Consider the following 17,334-nt stretch of genomic DNA (forward strand, 5'->3'; position numbering starts at 1 on the left):
CTTGACCGGCTCCGCCTGGAGGTCGTGCCGCCCGGCTGAGCGGACCTGATGGCTCCGGTTCTGGAAGTGGCGGATATCTTCCGCCGCTACGGCGAAGCGTTTCGGCAAGCTCGTGCCGGACATCTGGGCCGCGCCGAGCGGCGCGTCATGGGCGCAATCACGGCATGCCGGACGGCTGTGCTTGGCGGCCACATCGAGCAATGCGACGACTGCGGTGCCACCCGGATCGCCTACAACTCCTGTCTTATGGGCAAAGCCGGTAATGGGGAGCTGGCCGTTATTTGATCGCGCTCCTGCACCAATCACCGCCAACCCCGCTCTCCATTACGAGGTACGCCTGAGAAGTTCGATCAGCTGGTCGGTGGGCTGGAAGACGCCGCGCCGCAGGTGGGGCGGCACGATCGCCTCCATCGCATCGAGCTTCTCGGTTGGATCACCGTTGTCTCAGGAGCCAGTGGCTTGCACGACATCTACGGATCCGCGCTCGCAGCGCAGCCGGGCAAGTCGTAGGGGGCGGCCAAGTAACAAAGCGAGCTCACAGCTCATGGTCATGGCGGCCTGCCACCGTTTCGTGCTCCAGCGCCCTATCCCGGCTTCGACAGACTAATCCGGACGACCAGTCCTCTCCACCGGGTTTGAGCGCTGAAAACATCATGCCCTTTAACAATTGCGCTGAGCGTGCATTGAGAGGCATTGTCTTGGGAAGGCGCAACTGGACCTTCGCTGGCAGCCAACGTGGCGCCGACCGTGCCGCTATCATGCTGACGATGATCACGACCTGTCGCCTCAACGACGTCGATCCCAAGGCTTGGCTCGCCGGCGTCCTCGCCCGGATCGCTGATCTTCCCACGACGCGTCTGCGCGAACTGCTGCCCTGGGAATGGAAGCGCCTGCACCAAGCCGGCAAGTCCGCCGATCAGCAAGCCGCCTGACCTTCACGCAACGCCATCGTAGAACTCGCCGTGCTCGCGCGCATGCGTCAATCAGGCGGCCTTCGTCGTATGCGTACGGCTCATGAGCCGCGCAATGGAAGCACGCGTCGCGGCGGCTTCGGGGTGCGCGTGACGCCGAAGAACCTGGCGCGCGAGGGATCGAACGTGTCGCTCGCAATCCCGAGTGCCTTCGGCTGCGTGCGGTAACGATCGCAGGAATCAAACCTGCAACCGCAGCGCATCAGATTCTCGGCATGCCGGATCGAGAGGGTCAGTCGCCTTTCGCGTTGGCAAGCCCATGACGGCCGTGCCCGAGGATATTGGCGAACGGCGGCAGCGCTACGTCTGTCTCGCCTATCAGGACGATCCGCTGCGCGATCCCGCCGCCCGCAAGTGGGCGGAGAGCCCTTGCGGCCTCCGGCCAAGTAGCCTCGAAGGAAATTTGCATCGGTATCCAGGGGAGCTAAGGCCGATTGTCGGAGTCGTTGCTCGTAGGGCTCCTCCTTTTTGCCGAATTTACACTGCAACCTGTGCGCGACACAGAACTTCGTTGCACTTGCCACTCGGATCGCCTACAGAAAGGGGTGGGAGCTGGAAAATGAATGACAACGCGCCTTCAGCGCAAAGCGATTTGCAGGGACTTAGGTTGATCCGCGCTTTTTTCCGGATACGCGATCAACGGGCCAGAGACCAACTTGTCGAACAAGTCGAAAGGCTCGCCGCGGGCGGGTCGGTTTTGAGCCCGTCAGGTTCACCTGATTTCGCCGAGCATCCGGCGGACCCTCTCAGTTAGTCTCTGCACGCCTCCTTCGTCACCAACCCCACAGGCCGCGTTCCAGTGCCATTCCCGTCTGCCCTCGTTGCAAGAAGCCGACGACCTTGTCCGCAAAGTCGTGATGGTAAGGAAGCCCCTATGTGGCATTGCTTCAAATGCTAATCTGCCGATTAATCCCGCTCTGATCCAGTGCCGCGACAGGGTTGGGTTTGTGGCTCTGCCTCGCAAGAGCTAACGCGTTGCGTCGATGTCTGGTGTTCCTGTCCGAGGACGAGAAGCGGAACTACTCGATGGGTGGCGCGTCCAGCGCTTCAAGTCGACGCAGATGCTGTCATCCGTCCATTCTCGGCGGTCGCGGTCTTGCTACGGCGCGGGGAGCGCCGGTCTTCGCATCGTCACTGCCTCCTCCGCTAAGAACGACGAATTGAAAAACATAGATCGACGCAGCGGGTATCGCCGAACTGGTGGATGTCGCGACGTGGTCAGAGGACGTCGATGAGTCCAAGCCGGCACCGGATATTGTTTAGTCCCGGCATTAGCCGGAGCGGATTGAGGGTGAATCGTTCGGTTTTGTCCAGGCCCTGCAGATGAACTCATAGGGTGTGAGGCCTTTGAGAGTTTTGAGTCGCTTGGCGAAGTTGTAGGCGTTGACGAAGTCTGAGAGGTGGCTGCGCAGCTCGGCGTGAGTCTCGTAGTGGAAGCGCTTGACCGCGGCGACCTTGATCGTTCGGTTCATGCGTTCGACTTGACCGTTGGTCCAGGGATGTTTGGGCTTTTGCGAAAGGCCACGATGATGGCCTCCTCTACCCATAGAGAGGTGGACTTTGGCTCCTTGGGTCCTGTCTTCAGATCAGCGACGGAGCCGCGCCTCTTCAACTTGGCGACCGTTTTGGGATTGATCCCATAGCGCTTAGCCAGCGCTCTTAGGCTCTCTTGACTATTTTGTATTGCTCGACGGACCCCCTCCGTCGGTGGCGCAGCCGTGTAAAATTTGTCGCATCGCGCTTCCTTCGAATTGTGCGATAAGGATGCACCATCAAAGCCCGGGACTAAACATCTAGATGAAGTCAGGCCCCGCGTCTGCGCGGCCGGCTTCGGAGCTGGCGATGATTGCTGCACTGGCAAGAGCAATATCCCGCGCGACGGGAACCAATGTCGATGTCGAGACTCTGAAGATCCTCGTGATCTTCTCCGGCGCGGGCCTCCTGGTCTCGCTCGTGGCCGCGATGATCTACGGACAGGCGCTCAACGCCGCTCTGTTCTGAGCGCGTTGCAATTGCCGTCAGGCCACCGGTTCCTTGGAACGGCTTCGCTCACGCGGCGCCAGCGGCGGCGCCTGCTTCAGCGGAGCATCTTCGCGTGGCGTGGCGCCGCTGCCCGAGAAATGTTCGACCGGCGCAGGGCCGTTGTCGCGCCAGGCGACGAACCAGATCAGCAGGCCAAGGATTGCCAGCGCGGCGCCGACCGGTCCCGTCGAGGTCCAACCCCAACCCTGGCGAATGGCAAGCCCACCCAGGAACGGGCCGAGCGCATTGGCAGTGTTGAACGCCGAATGGTTGAGTGCGGCGGCGAGCGCCTGCGCATCTCCTGCAACATCCATCAGCCGCGTCTGCAAGACAGCACCGAGCGCGACACTGGCTCCGATGGCAAAGATGTCGATCGCGAGCAGCCAGGGATTGCCGGCCACAAGCGGAAAGGCCAGCAGCGCCACGGCCGCGAACACCAGGATGCCGCCCGCGGTCGGCATCAAGGCGCGGTCGGCGAAGCGCGGCACGAACAGATTGCCGAGCGTGGCGCCGATGCCGAAGATAGCCAGGAAGAACGGGATGACCTCGGTGCTGACCTTGGTGACCTCGATCAATGTCGTCGCGAGGTAAGTGTAGACGGCGAACATGCCGCCGAAGCCGATGGCGCTGATCGCGAGCGTGGTCCAGACCCGGCGGCTTTTGAGCGCGCCGAGCTCGCGCAGCGGGTTCGAGCGGCCGGCCTGGTCGCGCGGCGCGAACAACGCGCAGAGCAGTATCGTGAGCAGCGCCAGCACCGAGACGAGACCAAAGCCCGCGCGCCAGCCGACCGCCTGGCCGATCAGATTGGCGAGCGGCACGCCGATGATAGTGGCGACGGTAAGGCCCAGCATCACTTGGCCGACCACCCGCGAGCGGCGATGTTGCGGAACGAGCGAGGCGGCCACCAGCGCGGCGATGCCGAAATAGGCGCCGTGGGGTAGCCCTGAGAGGAAGCGGGCCGCGACCATCGAACCAAAGCCGGGCGCCAGCGCGGTGAGGGCGTTGCCGAGCGCGAATACGGCCATCAATGCCAAGAGCTGCGTGCGCCGCGCGAATTTTGCGCCGAGCACGGCAATCAGCGGTGCGCCCAGCGCCACGCCGAGAGCATAGGCACTGATCGCGTGTCCGGCCGTCGGCTCGTCGATGTGAAGGTCGGCCGCGAAGAAGGGCAGCAGGCTCATCGATGCGAATTCGGTGGTCCCGATCGCAAAGCCGCCCATCGCGAGCGAGAACAGCACGATGGCGAGATGAGGGGGCGCTGAAATGGATGTCGGTTTCGCGCTTGGCGAGGTCGCGTGAGGCGAGGCCGTCATGTGTCCTGCTTAGGTGTTTAGTCCCGGGCTTTGATGGTGCATCCTTATCGCACAATTCGAAGGAAGCGCGATGCGACAAATTTTACACGGCTGCGCCACCACGACGGAGGCGGTCCGTCGAGCAATACAAAATAGTCAAGAGAGCCTAAGAGCGCTGGCTAAGCGCTATGGGATCAATCCCAAAACGGTCGCCAAGTGGAAGAGGCGCGGCTCCGTCGCTGATCTGAAGACAGGACCCAAGGAGCCAAAGTCCACCTCTCTATGGGTAGAGGAGGCCATCATCGTGGCCTTTCGCAAAAGCCCAAACATCCCTGGACCAACGGTCAAGTCGAACGCATGAACCGAACGATCAAGGTCGCCGCGGTCAAGCGCTTCCACTACGAGACTCACGCCGAGCTGCGCAGCCACCTCTCAGACTTCGTCAACGCCTACAACTTCGCCAAGCGACTCAAAACTCTCAAAGGCCTCACACCCTATGAGTTCATCTGCAGGGCCTGGACAAAACCGAACGATTCACCCTCAATCCGCTCCGGCTAATGCCGGGACCAAACATCTAGCTGCCGCTGGATGAAAATTCAGCGGCAGGTCATACCCCACGCGCGCGCGGGAACCCAAGCTTGTCCAGTGTGCGCCTTGGCCGGAAGGTGCGATTGCTCGACCAAATGGATGATCTCGGCCTTTCCTAAGGCGATGAAACAGAAATCCGGCAGCGTCAGCAGACCAAGCGCTAAAGGACATTCGGCGGCAGACCCGCCGGCAGTATTCGGGGAAGAGGTGATTTGCATCGTGCTGGAAGGATTGCGCGGCGAGGACAGCATATCCGAGCTTTGCGCCGAAAAGGCATTGCTCCTGACGGCTACGATGAACCAGAAATCCTCCTTTCGTTTGGCCGGCCCTGACAGCGAACAGGGTTACTCGGAGTACGGAGCCGATCCTCTGACAGCAGCACGAGCCGTGTCGGAATCGACGTCCGACCTCGCAATCGCGAAAACAGGCTCGGAAGGAGAGGTTCGCTGATTCGGTGAGGGCGATGCGTCGGTGACCTGTTACGAGGCCAGACCCGACTCGCTATCGCCTTATCGTCGGATCCGCTCGCCGGCCATGACAGCGTTGGCGCCATCGCTGAATCCAAGGAACCCGGACGATCAGGTGAAGAAAAACCGCCAGGACATCGTTTCCCCCCGCCCGGCTTGTTGATCCTGACGTTACGTCACGTTGTATGAAGATTGGCGTCTGGCTTAATTCGGCGCTGCGCGCGTCGGTCCACGCATGCAGCCAGACCACCTTCGACAATTAAGAGGTTCAAGCGATGCTATTCTTCTTCTTGCTCTCGATCGCTTTCGCTATCATCGGCACAATTTACGCCGTGAGCGCATGGTGTTCCCGCCGCCCGCGCAGCCGCAACTTAGTTTTAGTTCGTCCCACACACAAGTCTAAGCGGAAAGAGGGCTTGCAGCGTTTAGACTAGGTGTTTAGTCCCAGACTTTGATGGTGCATCCTTGTCGCACGATTCGAAGGAAGCTATGGGACAAATTTAACACGGCTGCGCCACCACGACGGAGGCGGTCCGTCGAGCAATACAAAATAGTCAAGAGAGCCTAAGAGCGCTGCTAAGCGCTATGGGATCACCCAAAACGGTCGCCAAGTGCAAGAGGCGCGGCTCCGTCGCTGATCTGAAGACAGGGCCCAAGGAGCCAAAGTCCACCTCTCTATCGGTAGAGGACGAGGCCATCATCGTGGCCTTTCGCAAGCATACCCTGTTGCCGCTCGACGACTGTCTCTACGCTCTTCAGGCCACGATCCCGCACCTGACCCGCTCATCGCTTCATCGATGTCTTCAGCGCCACAGCGTTTCGCGGCTGCCGGAAGATGGCAAAGGCATCAAAACGCAAGTTCAAGAGCTACCCAATCGGCTACTTCCACATCGACATAGCTGAAGTCCGCACCGCCCAAGGCCGGCTCTATCTCCTCGTCGCCATCGATCGCACGTCGAAATTCGCCTACACAGAGTTGCACGAGAAAGCCACCAGGCGCGTCGCCGCTGGCTTCTTGCAGAATCTCATCAAGGCCGTGCCTTACAAGGTTCACACCGTCCTCACGGAGGATGGCACCCACTTCACCGATCCGGCCGGCGACAGTTGGACCGCGGCTGACATCAAGGAGAAGATCGAGCGGAAGGAGTTGTTCTGGGCGCATGCTTTCGTCGTGGCCTGCGCCCGCAACGATATCGATCATCGCCTCACCGAGCCCAAACATCCCTGGACCAACGGTCAAGTCGAACGCATGAACCGAACGATCAAGGACGCCACGGTCAAGCGCTTCCACTACGAAACTCACGCCGAGCTCCGCAGCCACCTCTCAGACTTCGTCAACGCCTATAACTTCGCCAACCGACTCAAAACTCTCAAAGGCCTCACACCCTACGAGTTCATCTGCAAGGCCTGGACAAAAGAGCCAGAAGGATTCACCCTCAATCCGCTCTGTCGAAAGGTAAGCGTAGCTCTGCGGCCCTTTTGAATGGCGCTTTATGCCTATTTTGAGCGCATGGTGCGTCGCCGATGCTTCCATATTTCCGACAATGCATTGACGGCGGCCTCGAGCGCCTTCCGGTCAACGACGTTGGGATCGAACTGCTCGGGGCCCCAGAGGCGCATATGTTCGTGCTCTGGATGGGTGGGGTCGCCGATGGCGTCGAGGTATTCGGCATAGCCTGACGCACCACCGACATCTTCCGGAGGACAACGGCCGGCGGCCTCGAGCAAGAGGGGAAGTCCCTCCGTTGTCGTGTTGTCGAACCACTTTTCAAGCTTGATCACGTGATCCCAGCTGTCGCCGAAGTCGTAGAGATAATGGATCGTCTTGGCGCAGGTCTCTTGAACGATATTGGAGAGCCGCGTCTTGCGGGCATCGATGGGCTGAGGGTCAAAATCTCCATCGGGATCAGGGATACCCCAACAGCCGTCGCCGGCTAGGAACTCGAAGAGATGGCTGTTCGTCCAGCCAAACGCCGCCTGAAGCGTCAGATGCAGCCGATCAAGGCGCAGGGTGACGGGTACGACAAGGCAACGCATTACCTCTGGCTTTACGTCCTTGAGGGTTACCCTGATCCGGACGGCGGTCGTGTTGAGGCTCATGCTGCCAATCTCGGATCGAGCCCATGCATCGTGCAGGTCGACGCCCAGGGAAGCAGTTCGTCTAGTCGCGCCGCCGGCCAGCCATTAACGAGCTTGGCGAGGACGTCGGAGAGCCAAAACTCGGCGCTGACGCTATTGAGCTTACAGGTCTTAACGAAGCTAGTACGGCCCAACTCTTAGCCCCCTCGTCGCAACCCGCAGCTCTGCGGCCGCCAGTAGCGCCGAAAAGCCACGCGCAGTTGACTCACACGGCAATTGGCCATCGAGACATGTCAAAAAGCCGACAAAGAAGTCGCATCCGGAACACGCTACATGATCACAATCCGACATCACAAGGAGTATTGCGGTCTGGACGCTTCTTGGCCTGAGGGTGGGAAGGAGCAGGGCCATTCCATTTTCATCCTCGGCTTTAATCGCGACTGGTTGGAGACGATCTTCCGAGTGAATAAAGAGGAGCCACAACTTGTGACTCGTGACCTAGCAACAGGACCACTACGGCGATGAATAGTGCGACAACCCGTACTCGTTTCAAAATTATTCGAATTGTGCCTGGCACATCGTTCGGTCATCGCAACTTCAACAAGCATCTTTATCCTCTCCTGAAAGCACCGTGAGCAGCTCGGTAGAACGTCTGCAGAGACTGACGTCTTTCTTGCTGAGACATGCAACACAATCTCGGTTTGCTTTTGCGAAGGTACTTCATTGTATCAGGATGTCGAGGAGTGTTTGAGATGGATCAGTTCTCTTCCCCCCAGGTGAAAAATGCCGTCTTGAGCGTCGCATTTGAGAAAGCTTGGAGCTTTGTCGAGAAGGATCCGCTGCTGGCACATAATCGCAAGGCCGCCCTTCAAAGCCGATTGCGCACTTACCTCGAGTATTCAATAAGAAACGGAGAACGGAATACTCTGAATTTGGCAAACGAGGCGATACGCAATTTGCGGACTGAACTGGCGCTGCCGCCCGAGCGACCACGCGCTTGTACATGGACCGGCGAGAGCGTCCGGCACCGTTAAGGTATTCAGGGCGCCTTTACCGATAGAACAATCGGGTCAGCACGTGGTCGAGCAGACTTTTCTCTACTCACGTGCGGCCCCGTTGACGAGAACGTTCCCGAAAGTTGAGGCCTCTAGCTCCTCTGGCGACCCGAGATCAGCAAGCTGAATACAGGCCCAATGGACGAGACGGGGTGGCCGCGCTAGCATTCGCTCGTGACAGGAAGCCGACCATTTTTTTACCTTCAGCTCGGCACGGGCTTGCGCAATTTTAAGCAAGAGCATTGTCTAGCATAGCCACAGCAGGCTTCGCGACCATCGATCGATGGTAGAAGCTGACGGACTTCGAGCTACACTTGTGGTCGTTCCCGAGCCAAAGATCCTGCAATCGGTCGGCATTGCCTCGCTCAAGCGATGGCACACCGAGCCGCAAGAATGACCTCGAGCGACCAAGGGCGCCATCGGTCCATCATTGTAGGGCGCCGCCTGGGTTTGTCGCTCCTTATCGGCAGAACAAGCCAAACACCTCTCAAATTGCTTCGCGTCGCAGCTCATCGTGAACAATTATGCCAAAGCACAATCCGCACGGCGCAACCGCTGCCGAGCCACAGCCTCTCCATAGAAGCGGAGCAGCCTGCTGAGTTGCGCGCTCCGCAATCTGACGCCACGTACGATTGGTGACATTTGTTTCGAGGACATGTGGTGCGGCAGTTACAGCAATTCGCGTTCATGTTGTTAAACGCACGGCGCCGGGGGGCACCGAAAGGAAACGACACGCGAATGAACAAGATTCTGATTCTGACTGCAATTATGGGCGCACTTGGTGCCGCCACTCCCTCATTCGGCGCGGACCTGGCCGGCCAGCCTGTCAAGGTCGAGGCGGCACCGCTGCCGGTCGCGGCCCCGATCATCGATTGGTCCGGCTACTATATCGGCGCCAATGGTGGCTGGGGGACGAGCAGAAATTGCTGGGATTTCAATGGCGTCGCTTCCGAGGGCTGCCATAATTCGACTGGCGGTACCATTGGCGGCCAGATCGGCTATCGTTGGCACATCTTCAACATGGTGTACGGCCTCGAAGGCCAGGGCAACTGGGCCGACTTCCGCGGCGCCAATGTCAGCACCGCCTTCCCGGCAGACACCGTTGGCACCACGACAGATGCATTCGGTCTACTCACGGGCCATATCGGATACGCGTTCAATGCTGTGCTCCTTTACGGCAAGGGCGGCGCTGCGGTGACCAGCAACACCTATCACGTCAACTCGGTGACAATTGGCACAGAGATTGGCAAAAACAATGATGTGCGCTGGGGTGGCGTGCTGGGCGCCGGTGCCGAAGTCAGCCTTACGCCGAGCTGGTCAGCCGGCGTCGAGTATAACCACTTGTTCATGCAACGCAGCAACATAAGCTTCCCCGCGGCCCTTGGCGCGGATCGGGTGCACCAGGACATCGATCTCATCACGGCACGGCTCAACTACAAGTTTGGCTCGCCGTTTGCCAGATAAAGACCCCCACGCGCTCGCATGAATCGGGACCCCGACCGGCGGTCGGGGTTCTTTCCTCAGCTGTTCCTCTCCCTTAGAGACCTTTGTCCCACTGCCGGAGCAAGCGGTGCGAGCTCGTCTGAGCAAAGGATCACCCGCTGGATGCAGAGAGCCATGCACCTCTCACCGACCCTACGAAGCCCCAGAAGCTCAGCCAATGCGAGATGCAGACTTGCCCAAAGGAGCGCTATATCTGCGAGTTCACCGAAAGCGCCATGCTCAGTTTGCCAGAAAACAGTTGGCGGTCGTTTCTCAACTGAATTCAGACAACGTCGAGGCGAGTAGCTGTCGCGACTGCTTGAATCCGACTGGTCACCGAGCTTTCCGACATGAAAATTGATTGCATTGTCGCTGGTTCCCAGGATCATCCCAATTTCCCATGACAATTTTCCCTCTCCGACGCCATTTGCCGCATTCATTGCTCTGCCGCCGAATGCGCCAGGGTGATCACCGCGTCAAGCAGCCGAAATAGCGTCATCATCCTTGCTCCGAGGCGATCGACAAGTGCTCGCTGATGGCGGAGCTGGCGAAATCGGAGATCATCGCCTGTCGTCCGTGTGGATCGACTCAATGCGAACACAAGGATTCCTCCACCTTACTCATGCCGGCCGTGACGGACTGAGGGCCGCGGGACTGTGCTGGCGACAAGAACCCGCAGCACTAACGGCTAGATGCTTGGATCTGTTTATCTTTGATGGCGAAAAAACGCGGTCGCCTCCGAACGACGCTTCGCTTTCTCTCGAGTGCGAGCACGAGGAGATCCCGGGCTCTGAACTGCGCGGTACACGTAAGGGAGAGCACGCGCTTGTCGGTGCGGGACTCGATCTGCGTCTTGTCAGTACCAATTCCCTGCTTTCAGATGAAGACGACAGAAGCGTCATCCTTTTTCCCAATCTTGCGAATCCTCCATCGCTAACCTGTTGCTGATCGTCGGCGTGTGACAGCGTCGGTGACGCGATCGATGAGCAGCACGAAAGATCCGATGCAGACGCCATGCTCCCCGCATCGTTGTCCGGCGCTTCATCGGACCCGTCCGGCAGGCCCGGTAGAAACGAACCGAACGGGCGGAAAAGGGCCACGTCAAAAGTGCAACAAGAGATAGCCGCAGTCGCGAGACCTGCTTGATGCGGAAGACATTTTGCATGCGCATCTCCAAAGGTGAGAGCCCCCCGGATCGGACCAGCAAGTGCCATACCAACTGTTGATTTCGCCAAAATCAATCGTCGAGAAGGGCTTCAAACGCGGACGGCTGGTTGCGAGCTAGGTGCCTCGAAGCATTCATGACATGGGGAGCGAAGGCGACAGCACCATTGCGAGCCACGACATGAGGTGAGCTACAGCAAGAAATGCAGCTCACCTCGGCAGCTCGCCTCGGCGGCCCCCTCGAGTGCCGTCCTCTCAGGGATTCAAACCCACCCCTATTGGGCCCAGTCAACCACTAACCTCGGCGATTGATGGGAGGGTCCACACATGGCACTCGCTAAGGAACTTGAACTGACTGCACCTCCGGCCGCGTGATTCGAGCGAAACGCTTAGATCCGCCCCCGAGCGGAAACCCAATTAGGCCGCACCAGATGCACCAATCATGATTGGCTTGGTAAAACAGGGCGAAGGTCGTCGCCGAAATCGGTGAAGCATGGCTTCCCTGCTCTTCGCGATCATCTCCCTGCTATATGCGAGTGTTGGCCAGGCTGGCGGTACTGCATTCCTCTCGCTAATGGCATTTTTTGGGATGTCGTCGACAGAGATGCGCCCCACGGCGCTTGGTCTCAACATTGTCGTCGCGACCTATTCCACTTGGCTGTTCAACCGCAACAAGGTCGTTGACTGGACAATCCTGCGCCCTCTTCTTGTTTCGTCGATGCCAGCGTCGCTTGCCGGTGGTTTGATTGGGCTCGAGGAGCAGATGTACAAAACACTGACCGGGCTTGTTCTTCTTCTGGCGAGCGCAATGATGATCATGCAGCGCGGACGATCTGTCGATCGCGTCGGCGAAACTCCGCTCTGGGCAAGCGTGAGCATCGGCGCGATCCTTGGCCTCGTTTCCGGCCTGACTGGGGTGGGCGGGGGTGTGTTCCTCGCCCCGACGCTCATCGCACTGAATTGGGCATCACCGAGGCAGGCCGTCGCGCTATCACCCCCTTTCATCCTGGCCAACTCCACAGTTGGATTCCTCGGAGCTCTTTTCACTGGCCAATTTCCTTCCCCTGATTTGGCTCTTTACGCAATCGCCGTGCTGGCGGGGGCGGTCGCTGGAACAGTAATCGGCCTAAAATGGTTGAGCCAGACAGCCATCAGATTCATACTGGCGGCGGTTCTGCTCGTTGCCGGCATTCAATTGGTTCGCGCTTGAAGTCGAAACGACATCTTGCATGCGGGATGCCAGCGCGGTCAGATTGAAGTACAAGGTTTCTGCAAGCTGCGGCTCAAGCCTGGTCCGAGCGCCTTGCCCAACTCTGCAAGCCGACAATACGATCGCGAAAAGCCGTAGGGTCGAGCGACGGTGAGGCGGATCCGAGCGCCTTTCGGCTGATCGTCCTCGGCCGGACGGCAGCACTAGGTCGCATCCGGTTCGCGCTTCCAATCGACGGGAGGATCAACGTCGGGCAGGCCCGCCGAGCAAACGGGGCCATTCATCAGGTGCTCTTCGTCCGGCACGCTTGATTGAAGCCTCGCAAGGCCATACCCGAGATCGGCGACGCCTCACCAGGAGGCTTATGTGGAAATGAGTCTGGAGGTGCATCGCAGTGATGCGACGCCAATGAAGGCTAGCTGCACAGATATGCGATCTGACCGATCAACAACGGTGCTATCAGAAACAAAACGCCTCAACGATGAAGCAGAATAGAACGTATAGCAAATCGTTCCGAGCTCGCGTTTGCCATCAGCACGACGTCCAAGTCGTTTTGAGTCGGTGCCATGTATTTTGATCTGAACGAGACGCCGGCGAGCCAAGGCGACCCGACGCACCTTGCCGAGGGCGGTGAAGTGCGCCGGGGCTACCCCAACATCATCAGTACATCCGTGATGATGCTTGCTGCAATGAGACAAGTAGCGTGGCGGAATTGAGGCTCATTGATTTCATGCGTGAAACCAAGAACTTTTTTTCGTGAGCAGCTCCAAAAGTCTTGAATCGCACGTAGCGTCACGTGCTGCAATCGCACGTCGCGCTCTGATCTAGCAAGCTACTTATCTCCGTGACACTCCGACCTTGAACGGGAGGCATCCGTCGGTTGCGGAGCAACCAATTCGGACTTTCCTCGGAAAACCGGGTTGAAAGTCCAGCAATAAGCTCAGTTGCCATGCTGAGGTTTAAGATCCTGTTTCCGTCGCAAAAAGGCAGCACGCCAGGGAATGCGGAAACGACGCGACCCGATGAGAGGTTGATGCGCGGCTAGTCGCGGCACGCCGCGCTAATTCGAGCGTCCTCGTAGAAATTCATATGCCACCATAAACGTCCATATGATCGCGGACGAGCGGCTCCCACTTCCGGGCCTCAACCCCTACGCTGCGTTTGGCAGTGACATCGAAAGCAGGCCAAGTCTCAGGGACCGTTAGACCCCTTTGACATAACGCAAAGACATAACAGTGGGCATCGGGCAGCTTCATGCCGCTGGACCACGAGAAAGTTAGGGTTTGAAGACCTCTCTCCTGAACAAGTATTGCGACGCTCGCCTGCCTTGGTACACCATATACCCGACCGTAGCGGATTTCTCCGCAACTGTCGGTGCCAAGACTTGTGTGACATGGTTGAGGCGGCTGTCGCCCGACGATCCCGTGTCGCTATATATCCATGTTCCGTTCTGTCGTTCTATCTGTTGGTATTGCGGCTTTCCTACAAGCCTCACTCTCAACCAGCGACCGATCCGCAATTACTTGGCGGCGTTGCATGCCGAGATACGTTTGATCGCCGAGCAAGCGCCTCGCAACCTGCCGGTAAGCGACGTACATTTCGGCGGCGGGACGCCGACCACCATTGCACCGGCCGATTTCCTCGCCTTGATGGGACTCCTGCGACGCTGCTTCGCGTTCAGCAAATCAGCTACCATCGCCATAGAAATCGACCCACGTGCGTTCACGGCCGAGACGGTCGAAACATTACAAGGGGCCGGCGTCAATCGCGCGAGCATAGGTGTGCAAAGCTTCGATGGGGTGGTTCAAAGGTCGGTCAACCGCGTGCAGAGCGGGGTGCAGACGGCGTCTGTCGTCGAAACTCTTCGCCAGCATGGGATAAGCCGCATCAATTTCGACCTTCTCTTCGGACTGCCGCATCAGACGGTGCGCGCTTGCGTGGACTCTACACGGACGGCTCTGGCGATGCGGCCAGACCGGCTTGCGGTTTTCGGCTATGCTCACGTCCCCTCCTATATGAAACGTCAGCGCCAGATCGATGAGGCGGCGCTGCCGGACAATGTCGCCCGCGCCGAGCAAGCCGCGGCTATTGCAGATACGCTGGTCTCGGCCGGCTACCGCCAGATCGGGCTCGACCATTTCGCCCTGCCCGACGACGAGCTCGCGCTGGCGCAGAAAGCCGGTCGGCTGCGCCGCAACTCCTTGGGCTATTCAGCTGATACCTGCAAAACCGTAATCGGCTTAGGTCCGTCAGCCATTGGCCGTCTGGGTGAGGGTTACGTCCAGAATGAGATCGCAACCGCCTCCTATCACGAACACATTCAGGCTGGTCGTCCGGCAACCGCAAAAGGCTATTGTCTCACCGCCGAAGATCGCCTCCGCGCCGCAATCATCGAGCGTCTGATGTGCGATTTGCAGGCCGACGTACCAGCGATCTGTGCTGCTCATGGGTTTGATCCGATTCCTCTTCTCAATTCGGCCAACCGGCTGGGAATGCTTGCCGAAGACGGGATAGTGGACATTGAAGAGGGATTCATTCAGGTCAAGCAGGAACACCGGTTTCTGATTCGTGCTGTTGCTGCCGCATTCGACAGCTATCTCGACCGTACCCCTATTAACTAAGCCGCGCATGTGAGCAGATCTCAAACATCTAAGCTCTTCGCGACGGAATGATCTGAAGAGGCACCTCCGGCAGACAGGTCAGATTTCGAGGATGCAGCGGCGGTGTCATGGCAACGACCTTTCAGATATGGCCCCAAACCGGGAGGGCGGACTAAAAGGAAGGGATTTAAAAGAGAAGCGCAGCGGATTGCGCCGTTCAGGGCCACGGCTCGATCATGCCCAAAGGGCTCTGCCCCACCTCCCCTTGAGTGCTCTTGATAATGGTGACGGCCTCAGCGACGTGTCGCTGGAGAAGCCGTCGCTCGCACCAGGTTCGGAAATTTTACGGCTAGAGGCGGTTCTGCGAACCTGCGGTCCCCTCCTCGAACACAGTTGGACACTCGACCACGCCTGCAGCGGCTCAGACTCAAGGCTCGGCTTTCTTCGGTCCGGCGATCACTGGCGCGCCTCCGACGGAAACAGGTCCCTGTGGTTTGGACCGCCTGAAGCGTTTCCCGGCGGCGCTCGAAACAGTTCGGGCTGGCGAAGAAAGAGGCTCGGAAGCAGCAGAAGGGACAGGTGTTGAACTCTGCAGCGAATCGATCCGCGACGTCAGCATGGTGATCTGATCCAGGATATCTTTGAGGGCCTTCCGCTGGGCATCGCTCCGGCGGTTGAGTTCTGTGATCTCATCGCTAGCTTTCTGCTGCGCCCACTTTATCTCGAATAGGGATGCCCTGTCCTCCAGTGACAGGCGCATCGTTGAAGCGTCTTCCCTGCTTTCCGGCGTCTCGACAGGCTCTTCAAGGTTAGCCCAAAGCCAGGCGCCAGCAGCACACGAGCCGACGAGGATAAGCGGCAGCACCAAAACCGGGAGAATCCGTCTTGACGGCGCGTCCAAGAGCGGCCGCAAGTCTGAAGCGGCCGCTTGATCACTCAAGTCCATTGTCCCTCGCTCAAGATCCCATTCTAGCGGGCTTATTTGTCGATGCGATAGCCTGCGATGCTCCCCCGCTACAGGAACTACCAGCGTCGATACAATAATCAATAATCAATCTTGGCGAGCTTCCCGATCGGCTGCGCCTGCTTTTATGAAAGCTCCTTCTTGCGCAACGCAACGCGACAATTTGCGCGTTCTCCATGACAGCGCCACCAACGAGCAATGGGTCTCGTCTTTGTCGGCAATGGCGCAGCATTCTCTCATCATTCAGAAGGACCTTGCAGATTTTCTTACAGTGCCCCGGCACGAATGCAAACCGTCCGAAGATTCCTGCAAGCGTTCGATGGAGCCCGCCTCACGCATTGCTCAGACCAGCAACTTCGTCTGGGACGCGCCACGCAAGCGCCACGGCTGATCGGCCGAGCCGCAATCGCGCGATTGGACGGTAAACATTGCACCTGATCAACTACCAGTTCCAGCAGGTTGTTCGAGATGACGGGCACGTGGCAAGCGTAACCGACGAACGCCGCGCACATCAAGATTTTGGATGCAAGACAGGTTTTGCCGCGCCGACGGCAGCCAGCAACTGCTCGCCGATATCCGCCAAAGCTGCTCGATGGCTGATTTATTCGGTCTCCTGGGCCATCACGTTGGATGTTGTGGTGTGGTTGCCGCGCGCACAAATTCAAAGGCTCTTCGGCCTTCACGCCCGCCGATCGTCTCGTGTTTTGCTGACAACGATACTAATGAAGCGTTTCGCAAAGCCAAGCCTCTTGCACGACGAGCCTTGCTTTCTGGTAGCTGCCATTTGGTCCCGAAAGCCGCCTTCGATGCAGATGCGCGGCACCGCCAGACTCGCCTGACTTACAGTGAGCAGGGTGGACATTCGCAATGTTCTGGTGGCCAGGACAGCAAGTCCCGCGCGCTCGCGAACATTTGCCGAGCCAGCGCTCTCCGCTGGCCCTCCGCGCAACGGCGTCATGCACAAGCAAAATTTCGTATCAGATCATCATTGCGCCGCGAGCTGAGAGGTTCAGGACGCCTGAGTTTGTCGTCCCCCTCACCCTCGGACCCGAAACGACGCCGGCGATGCCGCTTGCTTTCGAGAAATCGACCGCGATCTTTGCCGGATCCCGAACTGTCATTTCGGACTGCTGCAGAGACCTTGTCGAGAGCTTCGCCGGTTCCTGCTCGATGCGCGCCCAAAACGCTGCATGGCCTCCTTTTACCACAACGTCTTCAGCGACAACCCTTCGCGCAAGGTTTGCGAGGTGAGCCGCATGCTCAAGGCAATTCATCCGAGCAGAGTTGTGAGTGGCCGAACCGATGGCGCAAACGCTCTTCGAAGATTTGCGTAGTGAGACGAGGAGCAAGGTGGCCGCTGCGCAACATGTCGCCTTTGCTACGAACCGACTGTCAGGTTTGAGACGGACGTCCAAAAGTCGACACTCAAATGGGTTGGGA

The 17,334-nt window shown here is 58.7% G+C and carries 12 protein-coding genes and 5 pseudogenes; 12 read left to right on the forward strand and 5 right to left on the reverse strand.

Annotated features, from left to right (window positions below; translation table 11 throughout):
* Nucleotides 1-48 precede the first annotated feature (48 nt).
* Together XH98_RS15650 and XH98_RS15655 are read left to right on the forward strand one after the other, a co-directional pair.
* Nucleotides 49-243: pseudogene (locus XH98_RS15650) on the forward strand (transposase zinc-binding domain-containing protein); the annotation flags it as partial.
* A gap of 392 nt (nt 244-635) precedes the next feature.
* Nucleotides 636-932: a transposase domain-containing protein gene (locus XH98_RS15655; RefSeq protein WP_333932055.1), complete on the forward strand. Its 297-nt coding sequence runs from the start codon at nt 636-638 to the stop codon at nt 930-932.
* A 1,257-nt stretch (nt 933-2,189) separates the two neighbouring features.
* Here the strand turns inward: XH98_RS15655 and XH98_RS41120 are convergent.
* A pseudogene (locus tag XH98_RS41120) lies at nt 2,190-2,482 on the reverse strand (integrase core domain-containing protein); the annotation flags it as partial.
* A 331-nt stretch (nt 2,483-2,813) separates the two neighbouring features.
* Between XH98_RS41120 and XH98_RS15665 the strand changes: the two are divergent.
* Entirely contained in the window at nt 2,814-2,972 is a 159-nt protein-coding gene (locus XH98_RS15665; protein WP_200469582.1) for a hypothetical protein, read from the forward strand.
* A 17-nt stretch (nt 2,973-2,989) separates the two neighbouring features.
* Here XH98_RS15665 and XH98_RS15670 read toward each other — a convergent pair whose 3' ends face one another.
* Complete coding sequence (locus tag XH98_RS15670; protein ID WP_271596969.1) at nt 2,990-4,306, reverse strand: MFS transporter; 1,317 nt, start codon at nt 4,304-4,306, stop codon at nt 2,990-2,992.
* 70 nt (nt 4,307-4,376) lie between these two features.
* On the opposite strand from XH98_RS15670, the pseudogene XH98_RS15675 reads away from it, so the two are divergent.
* The 3 genes and pseudogenes from XH98_RS15675 to XH98_RS15685 all read left to right on the forward strand — a co-directional run bounded on the left by XH98_RS15675 (nt 4,377) and on the right by XH98_RS15685 (nt 6,823).
* Nucleotides 4,377-4,863, forward strand: a pseudogene (locus tag XH98_RS15675) (integrase core domain-containing protein).
* 109 nt (nt 4,864-4,972) lie between these two features.
* Nucleotides 4,973-5,323 (forward strand): hypothetical protein, encoded by a 351-nt coding sequence (locus XH98_RS15680; RefSeq protein ID WP_271619172.1) that lies wholly within the window; start codon nt 4,973-4,975, stop codon nt 5,321-5,323.
* Between the two features lie 560 nt (nt 5,324-5,883).
* Nucleotides 5,884-6,823, forward strand: a pseudogene (locus XH98_RS15685) (IS481 family transposase).
* Between the two features lie 14 nt (nt 6,824-6,837).
* Here XH98_RS15685 and XH98_RS15690 read toward each other — a convergent pair.
* The gene (locus XH98_RS15690) at nt 6,838-7,440 is read right to left on the reverse strand and encodes a plasmid pRiA4b ORF-3 family protein (protein WP_271619149.1); all 603 of its coding nucleotides are present in this window, start codon (nt 7,438-7,440) and stop codon (nt 6,838-6,840) included.
* Nucleotides 7,437-7,639: pseudogene (locus XH98_RS15695) on the reverse strand (transposase domain-containing protein); the annotation flags it as partial. The gene XH98_RS15690 and the pseudogene XH98_RS15695, both read right to left, overlap by 4 nt.
* Before the next feature lie 532 nt (nt 7,640-8,171).
* Here XH98_RS15695 and XH98_RS15700 point away from each other — a divergent pair.
* From XH98_RS15700 to hemN, 5 genes are all read left to right on the forward strand, one after another.
* Nucleotides 8,172-8,453 carry a hypothetical protein gene (locus tag XH98_RS15700; protein ID WP_271596968.1) on the forward strand — a complete coding sequence of 94 codons (282 nt, stop codon included), beginning with the start codon at nt 8,172-8,174 and terminating at the stop codon, nt 8,451-8,453.
* 759 nt (nt 8,454-9,212) lie between these two features.
* Nucleotides 9,213-9,938, forward strand: a complete 726-nt coding sequence (locus XH98_RS15705; protein WP_271596967.1) for an outer membrane protein — start codon at nt 9,213-9,215, stop codon at nt 9,936-9,938.
* A gap of 1,675 nt (nt 9,939-11,613) precedes the next feature.
* The gene (locus tag XH98_RS15710; RefSeq protein ID WP_271619150.1) at nt 11,614-12,330 is read left to right on the forward strand and encodes a sulfite exporter TauE/SafE family protein; all 717 of its coding nucleotides are present in this window, start codon (nt 11,614-11,616) and stop codon (nt 12,328-12,330) included.
* Between the two features lie 566 nt (nt 12,331-12,896).
* Nucleotides 12,897-13,046, forward strand: a complete 150-nt coding sequence (locus XH98_RS15715) for a hypothetical protein (protein ID WP_271596965.1) — start codon at nt 12,897-12,899, stop codon at nt 13,044-13,046.
* A 567-nt stretch (nt 13,047-13,613) separates the two neighbouring features.
* Complete coding sequence (gene hemN, locus XH98_RS15720; RefSeq protein ID WP_271619151.1) at nt 13,614-14,951, forward strand: oxygen-independent coproporphyrinogen III oxidase; 1,338 nt, start codon at nt 13,614-13,616, stop codon at nt 14,949-14,951.
* A gap of 406 nt (nt 14,952-15,357) precedes the next feature.
* On the opposite strand, the gene XH98_RS15725 is transcribed toward hemN, so the two are convergent.
* Entirely contained in the window at nt 15,358-15,876 is a 519-nt protein-coding gene (locus XH98_RS15725) for a hypothetical protein (RefSeq protein WP_271619152.1), read from the reverse strand.
* A 446-nt stretch (nt 15,877-16,322) separates the two neighbouring features.
* Between XH98_RS15725 and XH98_RS15730 the strand changes: the two genes are divergently transcribed.
* Nucleotides 16,323-16,733, forward strand: coding sequence for a hypothetical protein (locus tag XH98_RS15730; RefSeq protein ID WP_271619153.1), 411 nt, complete (start codon nt 16,323-16,325; stop codon nt 16,731-16,733).
* Nucleotides 16,734-17,334: the final 601 nt, after the last annotated feature.

The sequence above is a fragment of the Bradyrhizobium sp. CCBAU 51745 genome (genome assembly GCF_028128715.1).
Classification (GTDB): Bacteria; Pseudomonadota; Alphaproteobacteria; order Rhizobiales; family Xanthobacteraceae; genus Bradyrhizobium; species Bradyrhizobium manausense.